At 71.7% G+C, this 23,088-nt stretch carries 21 protein-coding genes; 8 read left to right on the top strand and 13 right to left on the bottom strand.

Annotated elements, in window-relative coordinates:
- Positions 1 to 14: 14 nt before the first annotated feature.
- The 5 genes from K8Z49_RS12865 to K8Z49_RS12845 all read right to left on the bottom strand — a co-directional run bounded on the left by K8Z49_RS12865 (position 15) and on the right by K8Z49_RS12845 (position 6,858).
- Positions 15 to 380 (bottom strand): hypothetical protein, encoded by a 366-nt coding sequence (locus K8Z49_RS12865; RefSeq protein ID WP_021598810.1) that lies wholly within the window; start codon positions 378 to 380, stop codon positions 15 to 17.
- Positions 381 to 450: 70 nt separating this feature from the next.
- The gene (locus tag K8Z49_RS12860) at positions 451 to 1,806 is read right to left on the bottom strand and encodes an FAD-dependent oxidoreductase (protein ID WP_033334162.1); all 1,356 of its coding nucleotides are present in this window, start codon (positions 1,804 to 1,806) and stop codon (positions 451 to 453) included.
- A gap of 60 nt (positions 1,807 to 1,866) precedes the next feature.
- A complete protein-coding gene (locus tag K8Z49_RS12855) occupies positions 1,867 to 3,351 on the bottom strand; it encodes an amino acid permease (RefSeq protein ID WP_021598812.1) in 1,485 nt (494 codons plus the stop codon).
- A 169-nt stretch (positions 3,352 to 3,520) separates the two neighbouring features.
- On the bottom strand, positions 3,521 to 5,608 hold the full coding sequence (locus K8Z49_RS12850; protein ID WP_412518919.1) for a 3-hydroxyacyl-CoA dehydrogenase NAD-binding domain-containing protein: 2,088 nt from the start codon (positions 5,606 to 5,608) through the stop codon (positions 3,521 to 3,523).
- 47 nt (positions 5,609 to 5,655) lie between these two features.
- A complete protein-coding gene (locus K8Z49_RS12845; protein ID WP_412518917.1) occupies positions 5,656 to 6,858 on the bottom strand; it encodes a thiolase family protein in 1,203 nt (400 codons plus the stop codon).
- 171 nt (positions 6,859 to 7,029) lie between these two features.
- Between K8Z49_RS12845 and K8Z49_RS12840 the strand changes: the two genes are divergently transcribed.
- Positions 7,030 to 8,835 carry an AMP-binding protein gene (locus tag K8Z49_RS12840; protein WP_412518915.1) on the top strand — a complete coding sequence of 602 codons (1,806 nt, stop codon included), beginning with the start codon at positions 7,030 to 7,032 and terminating at the stop codon, positions 8,833 to 8,835.
- On the opposite strand, the gene K8Z49_RS12835 is transcribed toward K8Z49_RS12840, so the two are convergent.
- The 6 genes from K8Z49_RS12835 to K8Z49_RS12810 form a co-directional block, all read right to left on the bottom strand.
- Positions 8,832 to 10,013, bottom strand: coding sequence for a sensor histidine kinase (locus tag K8Z49_RS12835; protein ID WP_235206594.1), 1,182 nt, complete (start codon positions 10,011 to 10,013; stop codon positions 8,832 to 8,834). The genes K8Z49_RS12840 and K8Z49_RS12835 overlap by 4 nt on opposite strands.
- On the bottom strand, positions 10,010 to 10,672 hold the full coding sequence (locus tag K8Z49_RS12830; protein WP_024936711.1) for a response regulator transcription factor: 663 nt from the start codon (positions 10,670 to 10,672) through the stop codon (positions 10,010 to 10,012). The genes K8Z49_RS12835 and K8Z49_RS12830 overlap by 4 nt, the downstream gene beginning before the upstream one ends.
- A 25-nt stretch (positions 10,673 to 10,697) precedes the next feature.
- Positions 10,698 to 11,315 (bottom strand): TMEM175 family protein, encoded by a 618-nt coding sequence (locus K8Z49_RS12825; RefSeq protein WP_075020304.1) that lies wholly within the window; start codon positions 11,313 to 11,315, stop codon positions 10,698 to 10,700.
- Between the two features lie 14 nt (positions 11,316 to 11,329).
- Entirely contained in the window at positions 11,330 to 12,136 is an 807-nt protein-coding gene (locus K8Z49_RS12820; RefSeq protein ID WP_412518912.1) for a hypothetical protein, read from the bottom strand.
- An 86-nt stretch (positions 12,137 to 12,222) separates the two neighbouring features.
- A complete protein-coding gene (locus K8Z49_RS12815; protein WP_412518910.1) occupies positions 12,223 to 13,122 on the bottom strand; it encodes a superoxide dismutase in 900 nt (299 codons plus the stop codon).
- Positions 13,123 to 13,248: 126 nt separating this feature from the next.
- The gene (locus K8Z49_RS12810; protein WP_412518908.1) at positions 13,249 to 13,449 is read right to left on the bottom strand and encodes a hypothetical protein; all 201 of its coding nucleotides are present in this window, start codon (positions 13,447 to 13,449) and stop codon (positions 13,249 to 13,251) included.
- 322 nt (positions 13,450 to 13,771) lie between these two features.
- Here K8Z49_RS12810 and K8Z49_RS12805 point away from each other — a divergent pair, with 322 nt between their 5' ends.
- From K8Z49_RS12805 to K8Z49_RS12775, 7 genes are all read left to right on the top strand, one after another.
- A complete protein-coding gene (locus tag K8Z49_RS12805; RefSeq protein ID WP_412518906.1) occupies positions 13,772 to 15,757 on the top strand; it encodes a cation:proton antiporter in 1,986 nt (661 codons plus the stop codon).
- Complete coding sequence (locus K8Z49_RS12800) at positions 15,706 to 16,590, top strand: serine/threonine-protein kinase (protein ID WP_412518904.1); 885 nt, start codon at positions 15,706 to 15,708, stop codon at positions 16,588 to 16,590. Before K8Z49_RS12805 ends, K8Z49_RS12800 begins: the two co-directional genes overlap by 52 nt.
- A gap of 232 nt (positions 16,591 to 16,822) precedes the next feature.
- Positions 16,823 to 17,332: a hypothetical protein gene (locus K8Z49_RS12795; RefSeq protein ID WP_152564156.1), complete on the top strand. Its 510-nt coding sequence runs from the start codon at positions 16,823 to 16,825 to the stop codon at positions 17,330 to 17,332.
- On the top strand, positions 17,329 to 18,369 hold the full coding sequence (locus K8Z49_RS12790; RefSeq protein ID WP_024936708.1) for a peptidoglycan-binding protein: 1,041 nt from the start codon (positions 17,329 to 17,331) through the stop codon (positions 18,367 to 18,369). The genes K8Z49_RS12795 and K8Z49_RS12790 overlap by 4 nt, the downstream gene beginning before the upstream one ends.
- Positions 18,366 to 19,061, top strand: a complete 696-nt coding sequence (locus tag K8Z49_RS12785) for an ABC transporter ATP-binding protein (RefSeq protein ID WP_075020311.1) — start codon at positions 18,366 to 18,368, stop codon at positions 19,059 to 19,061. Before K8Z49_RS12790 ends, K8Z49_RS12785 begins: the two co-directional genes overlap by 4 nt.
- A complete protein-coding gene (locus K8Z49_RS12780; RefSeq protein ID WP_021597516.1) occupies positions 19,058 to 20,251 on the top strand; it encodes an ABC transporter permease in 1,194 nt (397 codons plus the stop codon). The genes K8Z49_RS12785 and K8Z49_RS12780 overlap by 4 nt, the downstream gene beginning before the upstream one ends.
- Before the next feature lie 79 nt (positions 20,252 to 20,330).
- Positions 20,331 to 20,693, top strand: a complete 363-nt coding sequence (locus tag K8Z49_RS12775) for a hypothetical protein (RefSeq protein ID WP_021597515.1) — start codon at positions 20,331 to 20,333, stop codon at positions 20,691 to 20,693.
- Positions 20,694 to 20,703: 10 nt separating this feature from the next.
- On the opposite strand, the gene efeU is transcribed toward K8Z49_RS12775, so the two are convergent.
- Both efeU and K8Z49_RS12765 read right to left on the bottom strand, forming a co-directional pair.
- On the bottom strand, positions 20,704 to 21,561 hold the full coding sequence (efeU, locus tag K8Z49_RS12770) for an iron uptake transporter permease EfeU (RefSeq protein ID WP_412518901.1): 858 nt from the start codon (positions 21,559 to 21,561) through the stop codon (positions 20,704 to 20,706).
- A gap of 120 nt (positions 21,562 to 21,681) precedes the next feature.
- Entirely contained in the window at positions 21,682 to 22,920 is a 1,239-nt protein-coding gene (locus K8Z49_RS12765; protein ID WP_033334242.1) for a ribonuclease D, read from the bottom strand.
- Positions 22,921 to 23,088: the final 168 nt, after the last annotated feature.

Below are 23,088 nucleotides of genomic sequence, written 5' to 3'. Positions count from 1 at the left end.
CGGGCGTCCACGGGTCAGGCGCCCTCGGCCGAGAGCAGCTGCCAGAAGTGGGTGATGGACGCGGCGGACGTGCCGAGCTCGCGTCCCGAGTACGTCCATCGCCCGCGCAGGCACCAGGGGCGCCCGGCGCCGTCCTGGACGTAGACCTGGAGCGGGAAGCAGGCGTCGTGCGCGCGGATGACGCCCGTGGGGTCGACCGAGGGGTCGAGCCTGGGCTCGCCCTCGCACCGCACGCCCATGACGGACGTGCGCGGATCCTGGCGCAGGAGTCCCTGGGTCAGGTCGTACACGAGTACGGACACGTAGTCGGGGCCCAGCCACCTGAGGTCGGGGACCGTCTCGGGTGGAGGGAACCCGTACAGTTCTGGACCACCGGTCACACGCCGCACCGTAGCGCCCGCGTCACATGTCCGTCACTAGTTTCTCGGCGGGATCTTTACAGAGGACCAATCACTCGCCGCGGCAGGCGGACGTCATCGCCTCCCAGCGCGCCAGCTTGACCCGCTCGCCGCGGTCGAGGCTCTCGCCGAGCGCGATCTCGGCGGCGTCCAGCTTGAGCCAGTCGTCGTAGGTGACGACGCGCAGGCCCCGCGACTCCAGCAGCTCCTCGATCGTGTGCTTCGGCGCGGTCTCGGCTCCGGCGAGATCGTCCAGGAGGTTGCGGACGGTCTCGGCGGCGTCGGACTTGTTGGTCCCGACGACGCCCGTCGGCCCGCGCTTGATCCAGCCCGCGACGTACTCGCGGGGGACGGGCGCGCCGTCCGGGCCGGTGATCCGCCCGCCCTCGTTCGGGACGACGAAGGAGCGCTCGTCGAACGGGACGCCCTCCAGCGGGACGCTCTGGTAGCCGACCGACCGCAGCACCATGCCGACGGGGAGCGTCTCGAACTCGCCGGTGCCGGTGACGCGGCCCGACTCGTCCAGCCGGGTCCGCTCCAGCCGCAGGCCCTCGACCCGGTCGGTGCCGAGGATCTCGGCGGGGGCGCGCCAGAACCGCACGTCGATGTGGCGGGGACGGCCGGCGGCCGGCTCGCCCGTCCAGCCGTTCAGGACCTTGATGTTGCCGCGGACGTGCCGGTCGTTCTCGGCCAGCTCGGCGCTCGCCGGGTCGAGGTCCATGTCGGCGGGGTCGACGTGGATGGTCGCGTTCGGCAGCTCGCCGAGTTCGCGGGCCTCCTTGGTGGTGAACTTCGCCTGCGCCGGGCCGCGCCGCCCGATCATGTGCACGCGCCTGACCCGGCTCCGCGACAGCGCCTCGATGACCTGCTCGGGGACGTCGGTCTCGCGCAGCTCGCCGGCCGTCTTGGCGAGGATCCGGACCACGTCCACGGCGACGTTCCCGACGCCGATCACCGCGACCTCCTCCACGGACAGGTCGAACTCGTGGTCGGCGGCGTCGGGGTGCCCGCAGTACCAGTTGACGAAGTCGGTGGCGGCGATGCTGCCGGGCAGGTCCTCGCCCGGGACGCGCATGTGCCGGTCGACCATCGCGCCGGTGGAGTAGATGACGGCGTCGTAGCAGTCCAGCAGGTCGGCGCGGGTGAGGTCGCGGCCGAGCTCGACGCAGCCGAAGAACCGGACGCCCGGGTTCTCCAGCACCCGCTGCAGGTACCGGGCGATCGACTTGATCGACTTGTGGTCGGGCGCGACGCCGTAGCGGACCAGTCCGTAGGGGGTCGGCAGCCGGTCGAACACGTCCACCCGGACGTCCCCGCCGGTCTGCTTGACGAGTGCTTCGGCGGCGTAGATCCCCGCCGGGCCGGACCCGATCACCGCGACGCGCGCTGGAGAAGCCATGCGGGTCATTGTGCCCACCCGCCGTTCAAAAGGACACCGTGACCCCCCTCACGGGCGGTTTCGGCGGTGTCAGGACTTGTAGGCGACGGGCCCTTGGCGGCCCAGCCGGCTCTGCCGGTAGCCGTACGCGGCGTAGATGACGATGCCGACGGCCATCCAGGCCAGGAACCGCAGCCACGTCTCCACCGGAAGGTTGATCATCACGAACAGGCAGGCGAGCACCGACAGGATCGGGATGACCGGGACCCAGGGCGTGCGGAAGGCGCGCGGCAGGTCGGGGCGCGTGTTGCGCAGGATCACGACGCCGACGGAGACGACGAGGAACGCGAACAGGGTGCCGATGTTGACCAGCTCGGCGAGCTCGGCCAGCGGGATGAACCCGGCGAGCACCGCGACGATCACGCCCATGATGATCGTCGAGCGGTAGGGGGTGCCGAACCGCGGGTGGACGGCCGACAGCCAGCGCGGCAGCAGGCCGTCCCGTCCCATGGCGAAGAAGATGCGGCTCTGCCCGAGCAGCAGGATCAGCACGACGGTGGTGAGGCCGATGACGGCGCCGACGCTGATGAACGTCGAGAAGACGGGGCGGCCGACCGCCTTGAACGCGTCGGCCAGCGGCGCCTCGTCGCTCAGCTCCTTGTAGTTCTGCATTCCCGCGACGACGGTGGCCACCGCCGCGTACAGGACGGCCGTGATGATGAGGGAGCCGATGAGCCCGATCGGCAGGTCCCGCTGCGGGCGGCGCGCCTCCTCGGCGGCGGTCGCCACGACGTCGAACCCGATGTAGGCGAAGAACACGATGGCGACGGCGGCGAAGATGCCGGGCCAGCCGAAGCTGACCGGCGCGCTCCCGAAGATCACTTGGACCAGCGGCGCCTTGAGTCCCTCCACGTCCGGGGTCGGCTCGGACGGCGGGATGAACGGGTCGTAGTTGGCGCCGGTGATGAAGAACAGCCCGGCGAAGATCACCAGCAGCACCACGCCGACCTTGATCGCGACGACCACCGCGTTGACCCGCGAGGAGATCTTGATGCCGAGTACGAGCAGGCCGGTGACGAGCAGCACGAGGACGATGGCCGGGACGTTGACCGTCCCTCCCTCGCCGGGCGGCGCGGCGATCGAGTCGGGCAGCGTGATGCCGATGTCGTCCAGCAGCGCGGCGAAGTACCCCGACCAGCCGACCGACACGACCGCCGCGCCGAGCGCCATCTCCAGGATGAGGTCCCAGCCGATGATCCAGGCGGGGAACTCGCCGAGCGTGGCGTAGGAGAACGTGTAGGCCGAGCCGGCGACCGGGACGGTCGAGGCGAACTCGGCGTAGCAGAGCGCCGCGAGCCCGCAGACCACGGCGGCGAGGATGAACGACAGGGCGACCGCCGGACCGGCCTTGTCCTTGGCGACCTGCCCGGTGAGGACGAAGATGCCGGTGCCGATGATGACGCCGACGCCGAAGACGGTGAGGTCGAGCGCGGACAGTGCCCGCCGGAGCCGGTGCGCGGGCTCCTCGGTGTCCTGGATCGACTGCTCGACCGACTTCGTGCGCAGCAGGTTCATCCTCGGCGCCCCCTCGCGTCGCGGTGGCATTCGTCCCGTCGCCGTATGCCCATATGTGCGCGTCTTATGATCAGCCGAAACGCCGCCCCGTCCATGACCTGGGGAAATGCCGGGAAAGAGGCGTTCCGGCGGTGCGCGGAACGCCCCTTTCCGGGGGAGCGGCCGGGGGTCAGGCGGGCAGCGAGGCGACCCCCGGCTCCAGGAAGCGGCGGCCGGCCGCCTTCTCCGCGACGCCCGACCTGTCCAGGTACGGGGTGATGCCGCCGAGGTGGAACGGCCAGCCGGCGCCGAGGATCATGCACAGGTCGATGTCCTCGGGCGCCGCGACGACGCCCTCGTCCAGCATGATGCGGATCTCGTCGGCGAGCGCGGCGAGCGCCCGGTCCAGGACCTGCTCCTCGGTGGACGGGCTCGTCCCGCCCGCGAAGATCTCCACGACCTCGGGGTCGAGGGAGAAGTCGGGCAGGTACACGCCGCCCTTGCCGGCCGCGACCATCTTGGCGAGGTTGTCCGACAACGGGAACCGGTCCGGGAACGCGGCGTGCAGGGTCTCGTTGACGTGCAGCGCGATCGCCGGGCCGACGAGCCCCATCAGCACGAACGGAGGCATCGGCAGGCCCAGCGGGGCGGCGGCGCGCTCGGCCACCTCGATCGGCGTGCCCTCGTCCACCGTCCTGACGATCTCGGCGAGCAGGCGCAGCAGGACGCGGTTGACGACGAACGCCGGCGCGTCCTTCACCAGCACGCACGACTTCTTCAGCGCCTTGCCGGTCGCGAACGCGGTCGCGAGCGCCGCGTCATCGGTCCGCTCGCCCCGGACGATCTCCAGCAGCGGCAGGACGGCGACCGGGTTGAAGAAGTGGAACCCGACGACGCGCTCGGGGTGCCTCAGCTGCGACGCCATCTCGCCGACCGACAGCGACGAGGTGTTGGTCGCGAGGACGCAGTCGGCCGAGACGTACTCCTCGACCTCGGCGAACACCTTCTGCTTGACCGACATCTCCTCGAAGACGGCCTCGATGACGAAGTCGGCGTCGGCGAACGCGTCCTTGGTCAGCGAACCGGAGATGAGCGCCTTGAGGCGGTTGGCCTTGTCGGGGGAGAGGCGGCCCTTGCCGAGCAGCTTGTCGATCTCGCCGTGCGCGTAGCCGACGCCCCTGTCCAGGCGCTCCTGGTCGAGGTCGGTCAGCACGACCGGCACCTCCAGGCGGCGGGCGAACAGCAGCGCGAGCTGCGAGGCCATCAGGCCCGCGCCCACCACGCCGACCTTGGTGACCGGCCGGGCGAGGGCCTTGTCCGGCGCCCCGGCGGGCTTCTTCGCGCGCTTCTGGGTGAGGTCGAACGCGTACAGGCCGGCGCGCAGCTCGTCGCTCATGATGAGGTCGGCCAGTGCCTCGTCCTCGGCGGCGAAGCCCTCGTCGCGGGTGCGGTCCTTGGCGGCGCCGATCAGGTCGAGGGCGCGCGTGTAGGACGGCGCGGCGCCGTGGAGCTTGGCGTCGACGTTCCAGCGCGCCATCGCGACGGCGTCGCCCCACGCCTTGCCCTTGTCGACCTCGGGCCGGCGGACGGTGATCTCGCCGTTCAGCACGCGGGCCGTCCAGGCGAGCGACTCCTCCAGGAAATCGGCCGAGTCGAAGATCGCGTCCGCGATGCCCAGCTCGAACGCCTGCCCGCCCTTCAGCATCCGGTTCTGCGCGAGCGGGTTGTCGATGACGACCGTGAGCGCCTTCTCCGCGCCGATCAGGTTCGGCAGCAGGTACGTCCCGCCCCAGCCGGGCACCAGCCCGAGGAACGCTTCAGGCAGCGCGAACGCCGGGACGCCGGCCGAGATCGTCCGGTAGGTGCAGTGCAGCCCGATCTCGACGCCGCCGCCCATCGCCGCGCCGTTGTAGTAGGCGAACGACGGGACGCCCAGCTCGCCGAGCCGGCGGAACACGTCGTGGCCCAGCCTGCCGATCGCGGCGGCGTCCTCGCGCCTCCGGACCAGCGGGACGCCCTTGAGGTCGGCGCCGACGGCGAAGATGAACGGCTTCCCGGTGACGCCCACCGCGGCGATGTCGTCGCGTCCGGCGACCGTGTCGATCGCGGCGTCCAGCTCGGCGAGCCCGTTCGGGCCGAACGTGTTCGGCCTGGTGTGGTCGTGCCCGTTGTCGAGCGTGATGAGCGCGAGCGTCCCCGCGCCGTAGGGAAGCGTGACGTCACGGACGTACGCGTGCGTGACGACCTCGTCCGCGAACAGTTCTCCCAGCCCACTCATTTGCTTTCCGGGGGCGGTCCCCCGGACCCCCCGAACGACTCCGTCGCTCATTTGGTGCCCTCCCAGTTCACGTTCTCCCAGAGGACGGTCCCGCCCATGCCCATGCCGACGCACATCGTGGTCAGCCCGTACCGGACGTCCGGGCGCTCCTCGAACAGGCGGGCGAGCTGGTTCATCAGCCGGACGCCGGAGGAGGCCAGCGGATGCCCGAGCGCGATCGCGCCGCCCCACGGGTTCACCCGCGCGTCGTCGTCGGCGATCTTGAAGTGCTCCAGGAACGCGAGCACCTGCACGGCGAACGCCTCGTTGATCTCGATCAGGCCGATGTCGTCCATGGTCAGCGCGTTGCGGGCGAGCAGCCGCTCGGTGGCCGGGACGGGCCCGACGCCCATGACCTCGGGCTCCACCCCGGCGAACGAGAAGTCGACCAGGCGCATCCTCGGCGTGAGGTCGAGTTCGCGGGCGACGTCCTCGGCGGCCAGCAGGCAGGCGGTGGCGCCGTCGTTCAGGCCCGCGGCGTTCCCCGCCGTGACGTTCCCGTGCACGCGGAACGGCGTCTTCAGCTTCGCGAGGTCGTCCAGCGTGGTGCCGGCCCGCGGCGGCTCGTCCTCGGTGGCGAGCCCCCAGCCTTTCTCGGCGGAGCGGATCGCGGTCGGCACGAGGTCGGGCTGGATCTTCCCGGCGGCGTAGGCGGCGGCGACCTTCTGCTGGCTGCGGACGGCGTAGGCGTCCGTGCGGTCCTTGGTGATGCCGGGGAACCGGTCGTGCAGGTTCTCCGCCGTCGAGCCCATGACCAGGGCGGACGGATCGACCAGCTTGTCGGCGAGGAACCGCGGGTTCGGGTCGACGCCCTCGCCCATCGGGTGCCGTCCCATGTGCTCCACGCCGCCCGCGATGACGACGTCGTAGGAGCCGAACGAGATGCCGGCGCCGGACGTGGTCACGGCGGTCATCGCGCCCGCGCACATCCGGTCGATCGCGTAGCCCGGGACGCTCTTCGGCAGCCCGGCCAGCACGGCGGCGGACCGCCCGATGGTCAGGCCCTGGTCGCCGGTCTGGGTGGTGGCGGCGATGGCCACCTCGTCCACCCGCTCGGGCGGGAGGGACGGGTTGCGGCGCATCAGCTCGCGGATGGCGCGGACGACCATGTCGTCGGCGCGGGTCTGCGCGTACAGGCCCTTGGGGCCCGCCTTGCCGAACGGCGTGCGGACGCCGTCGACGAACACGACGTCGCGTGCGGTGCGAGGCACGGGATCGTCCTCCCTGCGATGGGCTCGATGACGGTCCAGCGATGCTACTCGCTGGTAACTCCACATACTACTCGTCAGTAGCCACTGACGGGAGTCCGGCGCCCGCAGGCGCCCTTGTTCGGTCCATGACTGATGGGTAACGTGGCTCGAAATCACCGGAGGAGGGGTACGGTGACGCACGCGAGGCCCGCCTACCGGCCGGGGATACGCCGGCGGATCGGGCATATCCGCGATCTCACCGCCCTCCTGCTGCGCACCGGCCTGCTGTTCGGCGGCGGCCCCCGCCGGCTGGTCCGCCAGCTGAGCACGCTGCGGCGCTGGGGCACCACGCTCGCCGGGCTGGTCGCCTCGTCCGCCGCCCGCTCCCCGTCCCGCCCCGCGCTGATCGACGACGAGGGCGTCCTCACCTTCGCCGAACTGGACGAGCGCGGCGCCCGCCTCGCCGCCGGGCTCCCCCTGCGCGGCCCGCGCCCGCGGGTCGGCGTCCTGTGCCGCAACCACCGCGGCATGGCCCTGACGCTCGTCGCGTGCTCCCGGCGCGGCGCCGAGGTCGTGCTGCTCAACACCGGTTTCGGAGCGGGCCAGATCCGCGCCGTCCTCGGCGAGCTGCGTCCCGCCCTCATCGTCGCCGACGCCGAGTTCGCGCCCCTGCTGGCGAACGTCCCGATCGCGCTGCGCCGGACCGTGCTGTGGGCCGACCACCGTCCGGGCCCGCGGCCCGCGATGCCGCTCGCCGCGCCCGTCGCCACCGAGACGCTGCCGCCCGCCCCCCGGCCCCCGCTCGACCCCGGCCCGGCCGACCCAGGGCCGAGCATCGAGGAGGTCATCCGCTCGGTGCCGCCGGACGGCGCGGTCGCCGAGCCCCCGCAGATCCAGAGCCGGACGATCATGCTCAGCTCGGGCACCACCGGCCGGCCCAAGGGCGCCCGCCGCCCGCCCCGCCCCGGCCTGTGGCCGCTGGCCTCGATGACGTCCCGGATCCCGCTGCGCTCCCGCCAGACGATGATCGTCGAGGCGCCGCTGTTCCACACCTGGGGGTACGCCGCGATGCAGATGGCGTGGGCGCTGCGAGCCCCCGTCGTCCTGCACCGCCGGTTCGACCCCGAGCAGACGCTGCGGGCCGTCTCCTCCCACCGCGACGTCACCGTGTTCGCCGTGCCGGTCATGCTGCAGCGCGTCCTCGAACTGGCCCCCGAGGTCCGCGGCATGTACGACACGTCGTCGCTGCGGATCGCGGCGCTCAGCGGCGCCGCGCTGCCCGGCGACCTCGCCACCCGGTTCATGGACGCCTTCGGCGACCGGCTCTACAACGTCTACGGCTCCACCGAGGCGTCCTGGGTGTCCATCGCCACCCCGCGCGACCTGCGGCTCGACCCGCGCACCGCCGGCCGCCCGCCGCGCAACACCAAGCTGTCGATCCTGGACGACCAGGGCCGCCCGCTCGGCCGCTCCATCCGCGGCCACATCTTCGCCGCCAACGAGCTGCTGTTCGAGGGCTACACCGGCGGCGAGCCGATGGAGGTCCGCGACGGCCTGCTGTCCACCGGCGACCTCGGGCACATCGACCACCGCGGCCTGCTGTTCGTGGACGGGCGGAGCGACGGCGTGGTCGTGTCCGGCGGCGAGAACATCGTCCCCCGCGACGTCGAGGACGCGCTGCTGCGGCTCCCGGAGATCCACGAGGTCGCGGTCACCGGGGTCGCCGACGACGAGTGGGGGCAGCGGCTCGCCGCCTACGTCGTCCTGCGGCCCGGCACGCGGCTGGACGCCGACGCCGTCCGCGCGTACGTGCACGCGCAGGTCGCCCGGTACGCGGTGCCGCGCGACGTGTACTTCATCCCCGAGCTGCCCCGCAACGCGACCGGCAAGGTCGTGCACCGCTGGCTGTCCGCGCGCCCCGGCCGGCCCGAGCCCGAGGGCCGCGTCCAGTGGCCGCAGCCGCCGCCCTGGCCCCTCGGCGCCGGCCGGGCCGGCTAGGCGGCGAGGGCGGGCCGCGCGGCCGCGGGCAGCCGCACGGTGATCGACAGGCCGCCGCGCGGCCGCGGGACGGTCTCGATCGTGCCGCCGTGCGCCCCGACCACCGCCCGCACGATCGACAGGCCGAGGCCCGCGCCGTCCTTGGACCCCGTCCGGTCGGCGCGCAGCCGCCGGAACGGCTCGAAGATCGACGCGACCTCGTAGGACGGGACGGGCCGTCCGGTGTTGACCACCTGCAGGAACGCCGCGCCGTCCCGGACGCCCGTGCGGACCCAGACCCGCCCGTCCCGCACGTTGTACTTCACGGCGTTCTCCAGCAGGTTCACCGCGCAGCGCTCCAGGAGCACGGGATCGCCCACCACCTCGGCCGGGCCCAGCCTCGCCTCGACGTCCACCGACGCCTCCTCCGCCCGCCCTTCGAGATGGTCGAGCGCGCTGCGGACCACGTCCGGCAGCGGGGTCCCGACCCGGGTGCCGAGCTCCCGCTCCGACCGCGCGAGCAGCAGCAGCCCCTCGATCAGCCGCTCGTGCCGGGCGGTGTTGCCGAGCAGGACGTCCGCGAGCGCCTTGGTCTCCGGCGGGCTCTTGCGGCTCGCGAGCGCCACCTCCAGCACCGTCCGGTTGATGGTCAGCGGCGTGCGCAGCTCGTGCGTGGCGTTCGCGACGAACCGGCGCTGGGCGTCGAACGCGCGGTTCAGCCGGTCCAGCATCCCGTCGAACGTGTCGGCCAGGTCCTTGATCTCGTCCTGCGGGCCCTCCAGCGCGATCCGCTCGTGCAGGTTGCTCTCCGACAGCTGCCGCGCCGTCGCGGTCACCTTGTGCAGGGGACGCAGCATCCGCCCCGCGACCACGTACCCGATCACGATGGCGAGCACCCCGAGGACCAGCATGGTCACCAGCGAGCTCTGCAGGAGCTGTTCGAGAACATCGCGCTTCTGCTGGGCGACCCGCTCGTCGGCGTCGGCCTTCAGCCTCATCAGCTCGCTGACGTCGCCCCCGAGCGCCATCTCCCGCAGCCGCGCGATCGTCGCCGCGTCCACGCTCTGGCTCGCCGGGAACCGGTCGTCCATCGTCCGGACGGTCAGCAGGTACGTCACCGCGACCAGCGCCGCCGACGTGACCAGGAACAGCCCCCCGTACACCAGGGTCAGCCGCGTCCTGACGCTCAGCCTGTTCATCGTGCCTCCAACCGGTACCCGGACCCCGTCACCGTCTCGATCACCGGCGGCTGGCCGAGCTTGCGGCGCAGCGTCGCCATCGTGACCCGGACGATGTTGCTGAACGGGTCGATGTGCTCGTCCCACGCCCGCTCCAGCAGCCGCTCGGCGCTCACCACGCCGCCCTCCGCCCGCAGCAGCTCCTCCAGCACGGCGAACTCCTTGTTCGTCAGCCGCACCTCCCGGCCGTCCCGCGCGACCCGCCGCCGGTGCGGGTCGAGCCTTATGCCCCGCCGCTCCAGGACGGGCGGCACCGGCGGCCCCGACCGGCGCGCCAGCGCCCGCACCCGCGCCACCAGCTCGCTGAACACGAACGGCTTCGGCAGATAGTCGTCGGCGCCGAGCGACAGCCCGTCCACCCGGTCGTCGACGTCCCCGGCCGCGGTCAGCATCAGGATCCGCGCACCGCCGCGCCGCCCCACCAGCTCCCGGCACACGTCGTCGCCGTGGACGGTCGGCAGGTCCCGGTCCAAAACCACCACGTCGTACTCGTTGTACGACGCCCGCTCCAGCGCATCGTCGCCGTCGTACACCACGTCCACGGCCATGGCCTCCTCGCGGAGCCCCTCGGCGATCGTGTCCGCGAGCACCCGCTCGTCCTCGACGATCAGTACACGCATGCCGCCGAGCATGCACCCCCAGGGGTTAAACCCCGATAAGCCGCCAGATCCTGTTCAGGAAGCGGTCCAGTGCCAGCAGCAGGAGCGCGTAGTAGGAGAAGCTTGGCACGGTCCACGCCAGGGCGAACGCCACGGCGACGACGAGCGTCGCGGAGAGCCCCGAACGGACCGCCTCGATCGTCGGCGGATCGGTCTCCGACGCCACCTCGGGATCGCGATAGGGGATCACCGTGAGCGCCGTCTGGCACACCGTGGCGGCGAGGATGGTGCCGAGGTACAGCACGGCCGTGAAGCGGTCGTCCGAGGAGTAGGCGCCGACCATCTCCGTCGGGAACGGGAGGATCACGACGGAGAGCAGCCAGGCCGCGTTCCACCCCATCAGCGGCTTGGAGTAGGCGGAGATGCGCTCGAAGATCCGGTGGTGGTCGAACCAGAGCCGGAGGATCACGACGAAGCTGAGCAGGAAGCCGTACACCTGCGCGTCGTGCTCGGTGATCACCTCGCTCGACGGGCGGCGCGCCTCCGCCGTCTGGGTCACCACGTCGACGAGCGGCAGCACGAGCACCGTCACGGCGATGGCCACGACGGCGTCGGTGAACAGGACCAGCCGATCCGGGTCCCGGGAGATCACTCGCGACGTCATCGATCGTGATCGTACTAGCGCCACCAGCAGGTATACGTGACCGCCGCGGTGCCTCCGGGGGAGAACGAGACCGTCCCGCTCCCGCGTCCGCCGATGTAGCACAGCACCGTCGGGCGGACGGTCACCGCCACCGACGCCGAACGCCCCGACTCGAGCGTCCCGCCGCCGCCCGCGCTGATGCGCCCGGCCCGGTCCCGCACCGACGACACCGCCCACCTCACCCGCCCGCCGACGGCGGTGAGCCGGACGACGCACCGCGCCGGCAGCCCGGCCGCGCGCACGCCGCGGCAGGCCGCGTCGTCCACCGACAGGCGCCCAGGCGTGTTGCGCTTCTTCGTCGGCTTGACGGCCTTCTTCGGTTTCTTCTTCTGCTCCTTCTCCGCCGCGGGCTTCGTCGGAGCGGCAGTGGGGGAGGCGGGCGTCGTCATCGCGGCCGGCGGCGCCGCCGAGGGCCGGGGCGCCCGCTCCGTCGACTCGAACAGGACGAGCAGGCTCCCGGTCAGCGCGACGGACGCCGCCGCACCGCCGATCACCACCAGCCACCCGCGCCGCGGTTCGGCGCGGCACCGGTCGCGGACCAGCTCGTACAGCCGGTCGCGGAACGTCCCGGCATCGGGCACGTCGGCGTCCGGGAGGGCGAGAAGCGCCTCCCGGACGGCCTCGACGGCCCGCGCGCGGTCACCGAGCAAGTCCTCCGCATACTCGACGAGCTCGGGCCCGTACACGTTGTAGACCTGGCCGACCGCCCCGGGACGCTGTTTCCGGAGCGCTTCGACCAGCCGGAAGTCCTCGTTCAGCGGCGGCGTGCTTGGGCTGGGCACGACGGGAGTATGACCGCTCGTGCACGGTGTGTAATCTGCAACGACCCCACACTTCGCGAGGCCGTTTTGTCACCCGGCCACGAAGACTAGGGCCGGATCGCGATGACGTCGTACGGCGTCTCCGGAGTGGGCGGCGTGCTGAACCGCGCGTTCGGAAGGTAGAGCCGCGAACCGGAACGCGCGATCGTCGTCGGGATGTCGAAACGGGGATCGGCAATGCGCTTGACGACCCGTCCTTCCGTGGCGCGCTTGTTCAGCCGCACCACTGCCACGCTGTTCAGCCGGTTCTGCACGGCATAGAGGGTGCTTCCCTCCAGCAGCAGCCCGTCGCCGTTCACCAGCGACTCCCCGTGCAGATCGACCTCCTTGGCGACACCGGTACGGGAATCGACCCGGAACAGCTTTCCGGTGTTGGACTGGACGATCAGCAGCGTCCGCCCGTCCCGGCCGGCGACGATCCCGTTGGCGTTGATGCCCTCGCCGTAGACGATGTCCCCGCTCAGCGGCAGTGTCTTCACCCCGCCTCGCCCTCTCGCAGGAATCCGGTAGAGAACGGGATTGGTCGAATCGGTGAACCACGCACCATCACGGCTGAGGGCGACATCATTGACGAAGGACGGCTGGGTCGTGAGCGTGTACGACTTCAGCACCGCCCCGCTCCGCGTATCGACGACGCGCGCGTCCCCACCGGACCCGCCCGCGACGAACAGCCTGCTCCCGAGGGTCTTCATGCCGAGCGACGGGGTGCCCGGCCCGGCGCTGATGACCTTGCCCTTTCCGGTGCGCAGATCGGCGCGGTAGATCGCTCCCGTGGCCCGCGACCCGAAGAACGCCACGGGCCCGGGCCCGGTCGCGATCCCCTCGGGCTGGAACCCGGCCGGAAGCGCGATCCGATCGGGCGCCCGCCTGGGCGCGGCGTCCGCCGACGCCCCCACGGGCGCGAGCAGTCCAACGGTCAGCGCGGTGATGAGAATCCGAGACCACATGCCCCTCAACCTCTCCCGCCGGTCGCCCTCGTGCCAGACCCAGCTGTCAACGCGGGCGAACCGGGATCAGGCCGACACCAGTCGGCAAACGCTTTCCGGATGGAACGTCGCTGGGGCCCTTCTGGTTCAAGTTTGGACGAGTTGCTCCACGTTGGTAATGATCTGCTGCGCCTTGCGGCGGTCGATGCCGCACTTCTCGGCGAGGTGGCGCCGAGAGACCGGACGGCGGCTGCACACCAGGGCGAGCGCCGTAGTGATCCCAAACGAGGTGGTCGGCCACGGCCATTGGAATCCAAGCCGGTCCATCCGCGCGGTGAGATAGGCCACGTTTCGCAGGCGGGCGGAAGCTGCTATGGCGGCCAGAAACCAGAACCGCGCTCGGCCGGATAGATGTGGATTCGATGGCGCCTGTTACTTGACGAAGCACGGTCGCCGCGAACGATACGTACTGGCACGCGGGAGCGACCGCTCCGCGTCGGTGAACAGTCGGACTGCCCAGAAAGCGCGTACGACAGAACCGGCAGATATCGCTGGCCGGGCTGATCCACATTGACAACACGTCGAAGGTCAGAAGGCATTCAGCAGCACTGATAGCAGAGTTATCTCTCGATCATGCGCCGAGAGTCACACCTTCTGGAGGTTGGCCTCATTGCTCCGCGTCGACGTTCTCTTGCTTGATCTCGTCATCGTGCTGGCACTGGCCCGGCTGTTGGGAGCCGGAGCGCGGCTGATCGGCCAGCCGCCCGTCATCGGCGAAATCCTCGCCGGGATCCTTCTCGGGCCCACCGTACTCGGCCATCTGATCGGTGACGGCTTGTTCCCCGCCGACGTCCGCCCGGCACTGGAGGCGCTCGCCGACGTGGGCCTGGTGCTCTTCATGCTCGTGGTCGGAATGGAACTCGACCAGAAACTGGTACGTGGCCAGGGGCGCGCCGCGGCGAGCGTGGCGCTCGGCTCGATGACGCTACCGCTCGGCCTGGGATGCCTGCTGGCGCTGGGGCTGGCCGACGACCACGCACGGGGGGAGACCCTCTCTTTCGTGCTCTTCTTCGGCACCGCCATATCGGCGACCGCCTTTCCCGTGCTGGCCAGGATCATCACCGACCGTGGCATGCAACGTACCCGGCTCGGTGCCCTGGCGCTGGCCTCGGCGGCGATCGCCGACGTCATGGTTTGGACCGCGCTGACCATCATCATCGGCGCCAGCGGCTCCAGCGCCTGGCAGTCCGTGATGGTGGTTCCATTCGGCATTTTCATGTTCGTGGTCGTCCGGCCGCAGCTACGGCGGCTGATTCCCGTCTACGAACGTGCCGGACGCCTCACTCCCGGCATACTGACCCTGGTTCTTCTCGGGCTGTTCTGCTCCGCCTTGGCGACCGAATCAATGCACATACATTTCATTTTCGGAGCGTTCTTGTTCGGCGCCGTAATGCCGCGCGAAGGCGCCGAACGACTCAACCAGGAGATTCTTGCGCGGCTGGAACAAATCACCGTGCTCATGCTGCTGCCGATGTTCTTCGTCGTCTCGGGGCTGGCGGTGGATCTGTCCGCGCTGGAGGTCTCGAGCGCCGGCACGCTGGCGGCCATCCTCACCGTCGCGGTCCTCGGCAAGCTCGGCGGTGCTTACGCCGGGGCACGGCTGCGGCGGGTGCCCCAACGTCAGTCCGCGGCGCTGGCCACGCTTATGAACACTCATGGGCTCACCGAGATCGTGATCCTCAGCGTGGGATTGGAGAAGGGAATACTCGACAAGGAGTTGTACTCCTTGATGGTGGTGGTGGCCCTGCTCACCACCGCCATGACCGGCCCGCTACTGCGCCGTGTCTATCCGGATCGCGCGGTCGCCCGTGACCGGGCCGAGGCCGAAGGAGCCGCCCTCGGCGAGCACACCGCCTACCGGGTGCTGGCGGTGGTGGAGGACCCCGCGAACGGCGCCGCGCTGGCGAAACTGGCCCGTGACGTGGCCCTGAGCGCGGCCCGCGTCCCCGCCTCCGGGCGGTCCGAGGTGATCTTGGCCCACATACGGGACTATCCGACCGAACGTCTGGAATCGAGCTTCGGTCTACAGGGTGAGCTGGCGGACATCATCGCGGCGCTCAGCGAGATGGAGTCGCTGGCCGCCGAGATCCGCGGCGACGACCTGCCGGTCCGGGTGGTCAGCCGGTTCTCCGGCGACATGGCCGCCGAACTGCCGCTGCTGGCCGCCAAGGCTGAGGCCGACGTGGTGGTGGTCTCGCCCACCCAGCCCGGATACTCGATCTTCAAGGAGAAGATGCCCGCCCTCCTGATCACCACGATGCGGCCGGACATCGCCACCAGCGTGGCGGGCGAGATCGCGGTCCTGTACGAGCGGGGCGGCGAGGTCGCCGTCGAGATGGCCCTTCGGCTGGCGGCGGGCCGGGCACTGACGGTGGTCGGCGGCCGGCGCGCCAGTGCGCTGGCCGACCGACTGGCCAGACTCGGGATCGGCGTCCATACCAGTGCGGCGCGTCCCGACGGTACGCCGCTGGTGGCCATGGACGGACCGGACACCGCCGACGCCCACCTGCTGGTGCATCCCGGGCCTCGCACCGAGCCGATCGAATGGTCGTCTCTCGTGACGGCGTCCGCCGGGTCCGAAAGTGGGGGGCGGTGATGCGGGGAATCGCCGCGTACGACTTCGTCCGGCCGCTGGGGAAGGGCTCACACGGAGAGTTCTTCATGGCCCGGCGACCCACATGGCTTCCGGTAGACGCCCGGTACGTGACCGTCAAGGTGGTCGGCGCCGGTGAGGACGCCTACCGCCAAGCCACCGGCGAGCTAAACGCCTTCGCCACCGTGCGATCCCGCTACCTGGTCACGCTCTACGACGCAGGCCACGAATCCGGACTCTTCTACTACTCCATGGAGTTCCTGCCCGCAGCTCGATCGCTTCGGGTGCCCCAAGGGCTCCAGCGGCGACGCCGGCTTCTCATGGCCCTGGCCCATGCCGCCCGAGCCGTGCAGGACCTGCACGATGCCGGGCTGGTGCATTGCGACATCAAGCCCGAGAACATCCTGCTCACTGGCGAGGGCGGGAAACTGGCGGATCTCGGACTGGTGCGACCCCTGTCTCCCAGAACCGAGCTGACCAGAATGGGCACGCTGCCCTCAATGGAGTTCGTCGACCCGTCCGTGCTGGGCGGAGAGGAACCCTCACCCGCCGCCGACGTCTGGTCGCTGGGCGCCACGGCGCACTGGCTGCTGTCAGGCAGAGGGCTGTACAGCAGGCTGCCGATCCACGATCCGCTACTCGCTCTGCGTATGGTGCTCAGCTCTCAACCCCTCCTCGCGGAAGGCATCGATCCGGAGATCGCCGGGCTGCTCCGTACCTGCTTCGATGAGCCGGACAAGCGATCGAGCGCCGCCGAGATGGCCGCCCGTCTCGAAGCGCTCGCGCATGCTTGGTCAGGTGAGAATTCGGCGGCCGGAAATCAGAAAAGATCCTGAGCAGGCCCGCAAACCGGTCATCCAACACGACGGCGACGTAATAGGCACGGCGACGATCCACTCAACCCCACCGAAGGCATAACGATTCGGCAGCGCCGCGCCCTCGCCGTAAGAGCGCACGACCTCGGACCTGCCCCGATGGCACAGCAGAACGTGCGGCTAATGCGGGTTTAACCCTCTTGGGGGTCTTATGGCTTTTCGCTGGGGCAGGGGCTCTGGCGGAGAGGATGAGATGGGGATTCGGGTGTGGGCCGCCGGGCTGGTGGTGCCGCTGGTGTTGGGGCTCGCGGCGTGTGGTGGTGACGACGCGAGCGGGGTCGCGAGTGTCGGGGGGACGGCGGGCAAGGCGTCTGCTTCGGCTTCGCCCAGCGGGTCGCTCGCGCCGGAGGACGCGGAGCTGAAGTTCGCGCAGTGCATGCGGGAGAACGGGGTCGACGTGCCCGATCCCGGCGGCGACGAGCCGATGCGGCTGGGGAAGGGCGGCGACCGGAAGAAGCTGGAGGCGGCGCTGGACAAGTGCCGGCAGTGGCTGCAGGCGGGCGGGAAGATGCCCGACCTCAAGGATCCGAAGGTGCGCGACCAGTACGTCAAGTTCGCGCAGTGCATGCGCGAGAACGGGGTGGACGTCCCGGACCCCGGGCCGGACGGGCAGATCAAGCTCCCCACGGGGAAGGTCGACCGGAGCAAGATCGACAAGGCGCGGGAGGCGTGCGGGGAGCTCCTGCCGGGGGCCGGGAGGTGAGGCGGGTCGTGGTCGCGGGCGGTGTCGCCGTCGTGGTCGTGGGCGGGGGTGGTGCCCTGGCCTGGACGCTGGACGGGGGTGAGGCGGCGGCCGGGCACGCGCCCCCGCTGGCCACCGCCGCGGTGAGTCGGGGTGATCTCGTTGATACCGAGAAGGTCGACGGGACGCTCACTTATGGCGACTCCCGTGAGGTGTGGGCGGGTGCGTCCGGGGTCGTGACGTGGGCGCCGGAGCCGGGGCGGACGGTCAAGCGGGGCGGGACGCTGCTCAAGGTGGCGGGGCGGCCGGTCACGTTGATGTACGGCGGTAGCCCCATGTACCGCGTGCTCGGGAACGGAGACTCGGGGCGCGACGTCCGGCAGCTCGAAGAGAACCTGAAGGCGCTCGGCTACGACGGCATGACCGTGGACGACGAGTTCACCGGGGCGACCGAGACGGCGGTCAGGGAGTGGCAGGACGACCGGGGCCTCGATGAGACGGGACGGGTCGACGGGAGCCAGGTGGCCTTCCTGGGTGGAGCCGTGCGGGTTCGGGAGGTCAAGGCGCCGGAGGGGAAGCGGATCGCCCAAGGGCAGCCAGTCCTGACGGTCGCCGGGACGAAGCGGGTCGTCCACGTCGATCTCGACGCCGACAAGCAGGACCTCGCGAAGAAGGGCGCGGCGGTGTCGGTGGAGCTGCCCGGCGGCAAGACCGTCAAGGGGAAGATCACCGACGTGGGCGGCGTCGCCGAGTCCACCGGGTCGGGCCAGGAGAAGAAGACCACGGTCGATGTCGACATCTCGATCGGCGGCGGGACGGGGCGCCTGGACGAGGCGCCCGTCACCGTGGAGCTGGAGAGCGAGCGGAGGAAGGACGTCCTGTCGGTGCCGGTGGAGGCGCTGCTGGCGCTGCGCGAGGGCGGGTTCGGGGTCGAGGTCGTCGACGCCGCCGGGCGGCGCCTGGTGCCCGTGGAGGCCGGGGTGTTCGGCGGGGGGCGCGTCGAGATCAGCGGGGCCGGCATCCGCGAGGGAGTGAAGGTCGGGGTGCCGGCCGGATGAGCGCGCACGGAATCGTCGAGCTGGCCGGGGTGACCAAGGAGTACGCGGGGGGTGTCGCGGCGTTGCGGGGCGTCGACCTGGTGATCGCGCCGGGGGAACTGGCCGCGATCGTCGGGCCGTCCGGGTCCGGCAAGTCGACGATGCTGCACATGATCGGGACGCTGGACCGGCCCTCCGGGGGCGTGGTGCGGGTCGCCGGGCACGAGGTCGCCGGCCTCGGCGACCGGGAGCTGTCGGCGCTGCGGGCACGGCACATCGGGTTCGTGTTCCAGCAGTTCCACCTGGCCGCCGGGGTCAGCGCGCTCGACAACGTCGCCGACGGCCTGCTCTACAGCGGGGTTCCGCTGAAGGAGCGCAGGGAGCGGGCGCGGGCGGCCCTGGAGCGCGTCGGGCTGGGGGAGCGGACCGCGCACCGGCCGCACCAGCTGTCGGGCGGCGAGCAGCAGCGGGTCGCGGTCGCGCGGGCCGTCGTGGGGGAGCCGGACCTGCTCCTCGCGGACGAGCCGACCGGCAACCTCGACACCGCCGCGGGCGCCGAGGTGCTGGCGCTGCTGGACGAGCTGAACCGCGCCGGCACCACCGTCGCGATCATCACCCACGACCTGGAGGTCGCCTCCCGCGCGCCGCGCCGGATCAGGCTTCGGGACGGCCTCGTCGTCGCCGACGAGCGAGCGGGGGTGGGCAGCCGATGAGGGCCGGGCTCGCACCGGCGCGGCTCGGTGCCGGCGACATCGTGCGCGTCGGGCTCGGCGGGCTCCGGGCCCGGCCGGCGCGGGTGGTGCTGTCGGCGCTCGGCATCGCGATCGGGATCGCCACGATGGTCGCCGTCATCGGGATCTCGTCGTCCAGCAAGGAGGACCTGCTGCGCAGGCTGGACCGGCTCGGCACGAACCTGCTGACGGCCAAGCCGGGCGACACGCTGTTCGGCGAGACGGCGGAGCTGCCCGAGACGGCGCCGGAGATGGTGCGCCGCATCGGGCCGGTCACCGCGGTCGGCGCTACCGGCGCGACGGGCGCGACCGTCCGCCGCACCGACCGGATTCCGGACGAGGTCACGCAGGGCATCTCCGTGCAGGCCGCCACCACCGGCCTGCTCGGCACGCTCGGTGTGGAGACCGCGAGCGGCCGCGGCATCGACGCGGGCACGGGACGCTATCCCGGCGTCGTCCTCGGCTCGGAGGCGGCGCGGCGGCTCGGGCTGGACCGGGCGGGCGGCCAGGTGTGGATCGGCGGCCGGTGGTTCGTCGTCCTCGGCGTCCTGCGTCCCGCCGAGCTGGCTCCGGAGATCGACCGCTCCGCCCTCGTCGGGTGGGACGCGGCGGAGCGCTACCTCGGCTTCGGCGGGCACCCGACGACGATCTACGAGCGGTCCACGGACGCGTCGGTCAACGACGTCCGGGACGTCCTCGCCCGGACGGTCAACCCCGAGCATCCCGAGGAGGTCGAGGTCAGCCGCCCCTCGGACGCGCTGGAGGCCAAGGCCGCCGCGGCCGGGGCGTTCACCGGGCTGCTGCTCGGGCTCGGCGCCGTCGCGCTGCTGGTCGGCGGGGTCGGGGTCGCCAACACCATGGTGATCTCGGTGCTGGAGCGGCGCCGCGAGATCGGGCTGCGCCGGTCCCTCGGCGCGACCCGCGGCCAGGTGCGGGTGCAGTTCCTCGCCGAGTCGCTGCTGCTGTCGGCGTTCGGCGGCGCGGCCGGGGTCGTCCTGGGGGCGGCGGTGACCACCGGGTTCGCGCTGTGGAAGGGCTGGCCGCCGGTCGTGCCCGCATGGGCGCTCGGCGGCGCCCTCGCCGCGACCCTGGCGATCGGGACGGTCGCGGGCCTGTATCCGGCGATGCGCGCGGCGCGGCTCCCGCCGACCGCGGCGCTGGCGGCGGCCTGAGTCTGGTCACGCTCCGGCGTCCCGGGGCATGATTGTCACACCGACGACGATCGCCCCCCGGGGAGGTGCCCGATCCGCCATGCCGGTGCCACGTCCGCTCCGTGAGCGCTGCCGGGAGTTCCTCGGGATCGACGGGGAGATCCGCTACATCTTCCCCGCGATGGCCTACGGCGGAGGGGCGGGCTTCATCTTCGTCGTCACCGACGAGCAGGTCGCGGTGATCTCCACCGGCTCGCTGAGCCGCAGCACCCCGAAGACCATCTGGGGCAGCTACCCGCGCGGCACCCGCATCGGGCCGGTGGAGACCGGCGCCGGCGCGTCGTTCGAGTTCGCCGGCGCCGTGTTCGAGGTGGACGACGAGTACGTCCCGGTCGTCAACGCGGCGGACACCGAGATCTTCGCCCGCGACAGCCTCCCCCGCGACCCCCTGCCCGACCTGTGACTCCGGAGGGTCACGTCGCGGCGGGCTCGGCGGTCGTGGCGGCGGGCCTGGACGCCGACGGGCCGCGCAGGAACAAGAACATCACCGGCACCAGGTAGGCCGCCCACATGACCAGCTGGAGCCACGTGATCTGCGGGGTGACGTTCAGGACGCCCTGGCAGACCGTCTGCATCCAGTCGCCGGCGTCGCCGAACTCGGCGAAGAACAGGTGCGGCTCCAGCGCGACGGCGTGCAAGCCCGGGAACACCTCGGCCTCCTGCAGGTCGTGGAAGCCGTACCCGAACACGCCCGCGGCGACGACGATGAGCGCGGCGCCCGTCCAGGTGAAGAACCGCCTGAGATTGATCTTGAGGCCGCCCCGGTAGAGCAGGTAGCCGAGCACGACGGCGACGGCGAGGCCGAGGAGCGCGCCGGTGATCGGCTGGGCGGACCCGCCGGACGAGTTGGAGATGTTCGTCCACAGGAACAGCGCGGTCTCCAGGCCCTCGCGCCCGACGGCGAGGAACGCGACGGCGGTGAGGGCGAGCGGCCCGACGTTCAGCGCGCCCTCCAGCCTGCCCTCCAGTTCCGCCTTCATGAACCGGGCGGTGCGCCGCATCCAGAAGACCATCCAGGTCACCAGGCCCACGGCGATGATCGACAGGATGCCGCCGAACAGCTCCTGCGTCTTGAACTGCATCTCCGACGACGCGGCGCTCAGCGCGATGCCGAACGCGAACGAGAGGGCGACGGCGATCGCGATGCCCGTCCAGACGGGGACGAGGGCCCGGCGGTTGCCGGTCTTCACCAGATACGCGATCAGGATGCTCACGACCAGGGCGGCCTCAAGCCCTTCGCGCAGGCCGATGAGGAAGTTGCCCAGTAGCATCGCCGCACTCCTCGGAGGTCACAGACGTTTAGGCAAACCTAACCTAATCCCGTCCGAACTCCGCGCCCACCCCTCGCGAACCGGCCACTCGACCGCCATCACGGCCGGGCGCTCCAGAAATCAGAGCTCGCCCTTGGTCTCGAGGCGGAGGAAGGCCTTGGCCAGGGGCTGGGCGGTGAGCCCGACCTGCCAGCCGCGGGCGCCGAGCTCGCGCAGCGCGGCACCGATCGCGGACGCCGACGACTCGGCGGGCGGCGTCCACGCCAGCCGGCGGACGTAGTCGGGCTGCACCAGGTTCTCCGACGGCATCGAATGCTCGTCGGCGAGCGCGGCGACGACGGCGCGGGCGGCGGTGAGCCGCTTGGCGGCCTCCGGGTCGCGGTCGGCCCAGCGGTGCGCGGGCGGCGGACCGTCGCCGGGCAGGTTGGACTCGGGCAGCGCCCGGTCGGAGAGGTCGCGGGCGCGGGCGACGGCGCGCAGCCAGGCCGACTGGTGCCGGCGGGCGCCGCGGCCCCGCATCGTCGGCAGGGACTGCAGTTCGGCGGGGGTCTTCGGGGCCTTCTGCGCCAGCTCGATGATCGCGGCGTCCTGCAGCACCCGGCCGGGGGACAGGTCCCGCTCGCGGGCGATCTTGTCGCGCGCCTCCCACACCTCCCGGACGGTGGCGAGCGCCCGCCGGTTGCGCACCCGGTGGATGCCCGACGTGCGGCGCCACGGGTCGGGACGCGGCGGCTTCGGCGGCGTGGTCAGGATCGCGGCGAACTCCTCCAGCGCCCACTCCAGCTTGCCCGCGGCCTCCAGCTCCTCCCGCAGCGCGTCGCGCAGCTCGACCAGCAGCTCGACGTCGAGCGCGGCGTAGCGCAGCCAGTCCTCCGGGAGCGGGCGCGTCGACCAGTCGGCCGCGGAGTGCCCCTTCTCCAGCAGGTAGCCCAGCACGTTCTCGACCATCGAGCCGAGCCCGACCCGCGGGTAGCCGAGCAGCCGCCCGGCCAGCTCGGTGTCGAACAGCCGCCGCGGCACGAGACCGACCTCGGCCAGGCAGGGAAGGTCCTGGTTGGCGGCGTGCAGCACCATCTCGGCGTCGGCGAGCGCCGCGTCCAGCCCGGACAGGTCGGGCAGCGCGATCGGGTCGATCAGCACGCTGCCGGCGCCCGCGCGGCGCAGCTGGATCAGGTAGGCGCGCTGCCCGTACCGGTAGCCGGACGCCCGCTCGGCGTCGACCGCGACCGGGCCGGTGCCCGCGGCGAACGCCGCGATGACACGTTCCAGATCGGCCGCCGACGTGAGCACCGGGGGGACGCCCTCGCGCGGCTCCAGCAACGGGACGGCGGGGGGACCGGTGCCGGCCTCCGCGCCCACCGGGCCCGGTTCCGTCCGGGCCGGGCCTGGAACGCTCCCGGCTTCCGCCGCCTCCGCCGTCTTCTCCGCACCGGCGCCCGTCTCGGGGCCGGTCGCGCGCGTATCGGACACTCCCACTGCTTCCGTGTTCTCCCCCGCCGCCTCGGTCTCGGACGCTGTGCTCACGCC

It is taken from the genome of Actinomadura madurae (assembly GCF_047130825.1).
GTDB lineage: Bacteria > Actinomycetota > Actinomycetes > Streptosporangiales > Streptosporangiaceae > Spirillospora > Spirillospora madurae.
Note: the sequence above shows the minus strand (reverse complement) of the source record. Positions and strands in the feature narration are given on the sequence as shown.

What these genes read in the sequence shown, in the direction of transcription:
- K8Z49_RS12860 (WP_033334162.1), bottom strand. Translation starts at nt 1,806, where the DNA reads ATGACCCGCATGGCTTCTCCAGCGCGCGTCGCGGTGATCGGGTCCGGC.
- K8Z49_RS12855 (WP_021598812.1), bottom strand. Translation starts at nt 3,351, where the DNA reads ATGAACCTGCTGCGCACGAAGTCGGTCGAGCAGTCGATCCAGGACACC.
- K8Z49_RS12850 (WP_412518919.1), bottom strand. Translation starts at nt 5,608, where the DNA reads ATGAGTGGGCTGGGAGAACTGTTCGCGGACGAGGTCGTCACGCACGCG.
- K8Z49_RS12835 (WP_235206594.1), bottom strand. Translation starts at nt 10,013, where the DNA reads ATGAACAGGCTGAGCGTCAGGACGCGGCTGACCCTGGTGTACGGGGGG.
- K8Z49_RS12830 (WP_024936711.1), bottom strand. Translation starts at nt 10,672, where the DNA reads ATGCGTGTACTGATCGTCGAGGACGAGCGGGTGCTCGCGGACACGATC.
- K8Z49_RS12825 (WP_075020304.1), bottom strand. Translation starts at nt 11,315, where the DNA reads ATGACGTCGCGAGTGATCTCCCGGGACCCGGATCGGCTGGTCCTGTTC.
- K8Z49_RS12815 (WP_412518910.1), bottom strand. Translation starts at nt 13,122, where the DNA reads ATGTGGTCTCGGATTCTCATCACCGCGCTGACCGTTGGACTGCTCGCG.
- K8Z49_RS12800 (WP_412518904.1), top strand. Translation starts at nt 15,706, where the DNA reads ATGGTCGTCTCTCGTGACGGCGTCCGCCGGGTCCGAAAGTGGGGGGCG.
- K8Z49_RS12795 (WP_152564156.1), top strand. Translation starts at nt 16,823, where the DNA reads ATGGGGATTCGGGTGTGGGCCGCCGGGCTGGTGGTGCCGCTGGTGTTG.
- K8Z49_RS12785 (WP_075020311.1), top strand. Translation starts at nt 18,366, where the DNA reads ATGAGCGCGCACGGAATCGTCGAGCTGGCCGGGGTGACCAAGGAGTAC.
- K8Z49_RS12780 (WP_021597516.1), top strand. Translation starts at nt 19,058, where the DNA reads ATGAGGGCCGGGCTCGCACCGGCGCGGCTCGGTGCCGGCGACATCGTG.
- K8Z49_RS12775 (WP_021597515.1), top strand. Translation starts at nt 20,331, where the DNA reads ATGCCGGTGCCACGTCCGCTCCGTGAGCGCTGCCGGGAGTTCCTCGGG.
- efeU (WP_412518901.1), bottom strand. Translation starts at nt 21,561, where the DNA reads ATGCTACTGGGCAACTTCCTCATCGGCCTGCGCGAAGGGCTTGAGGCC.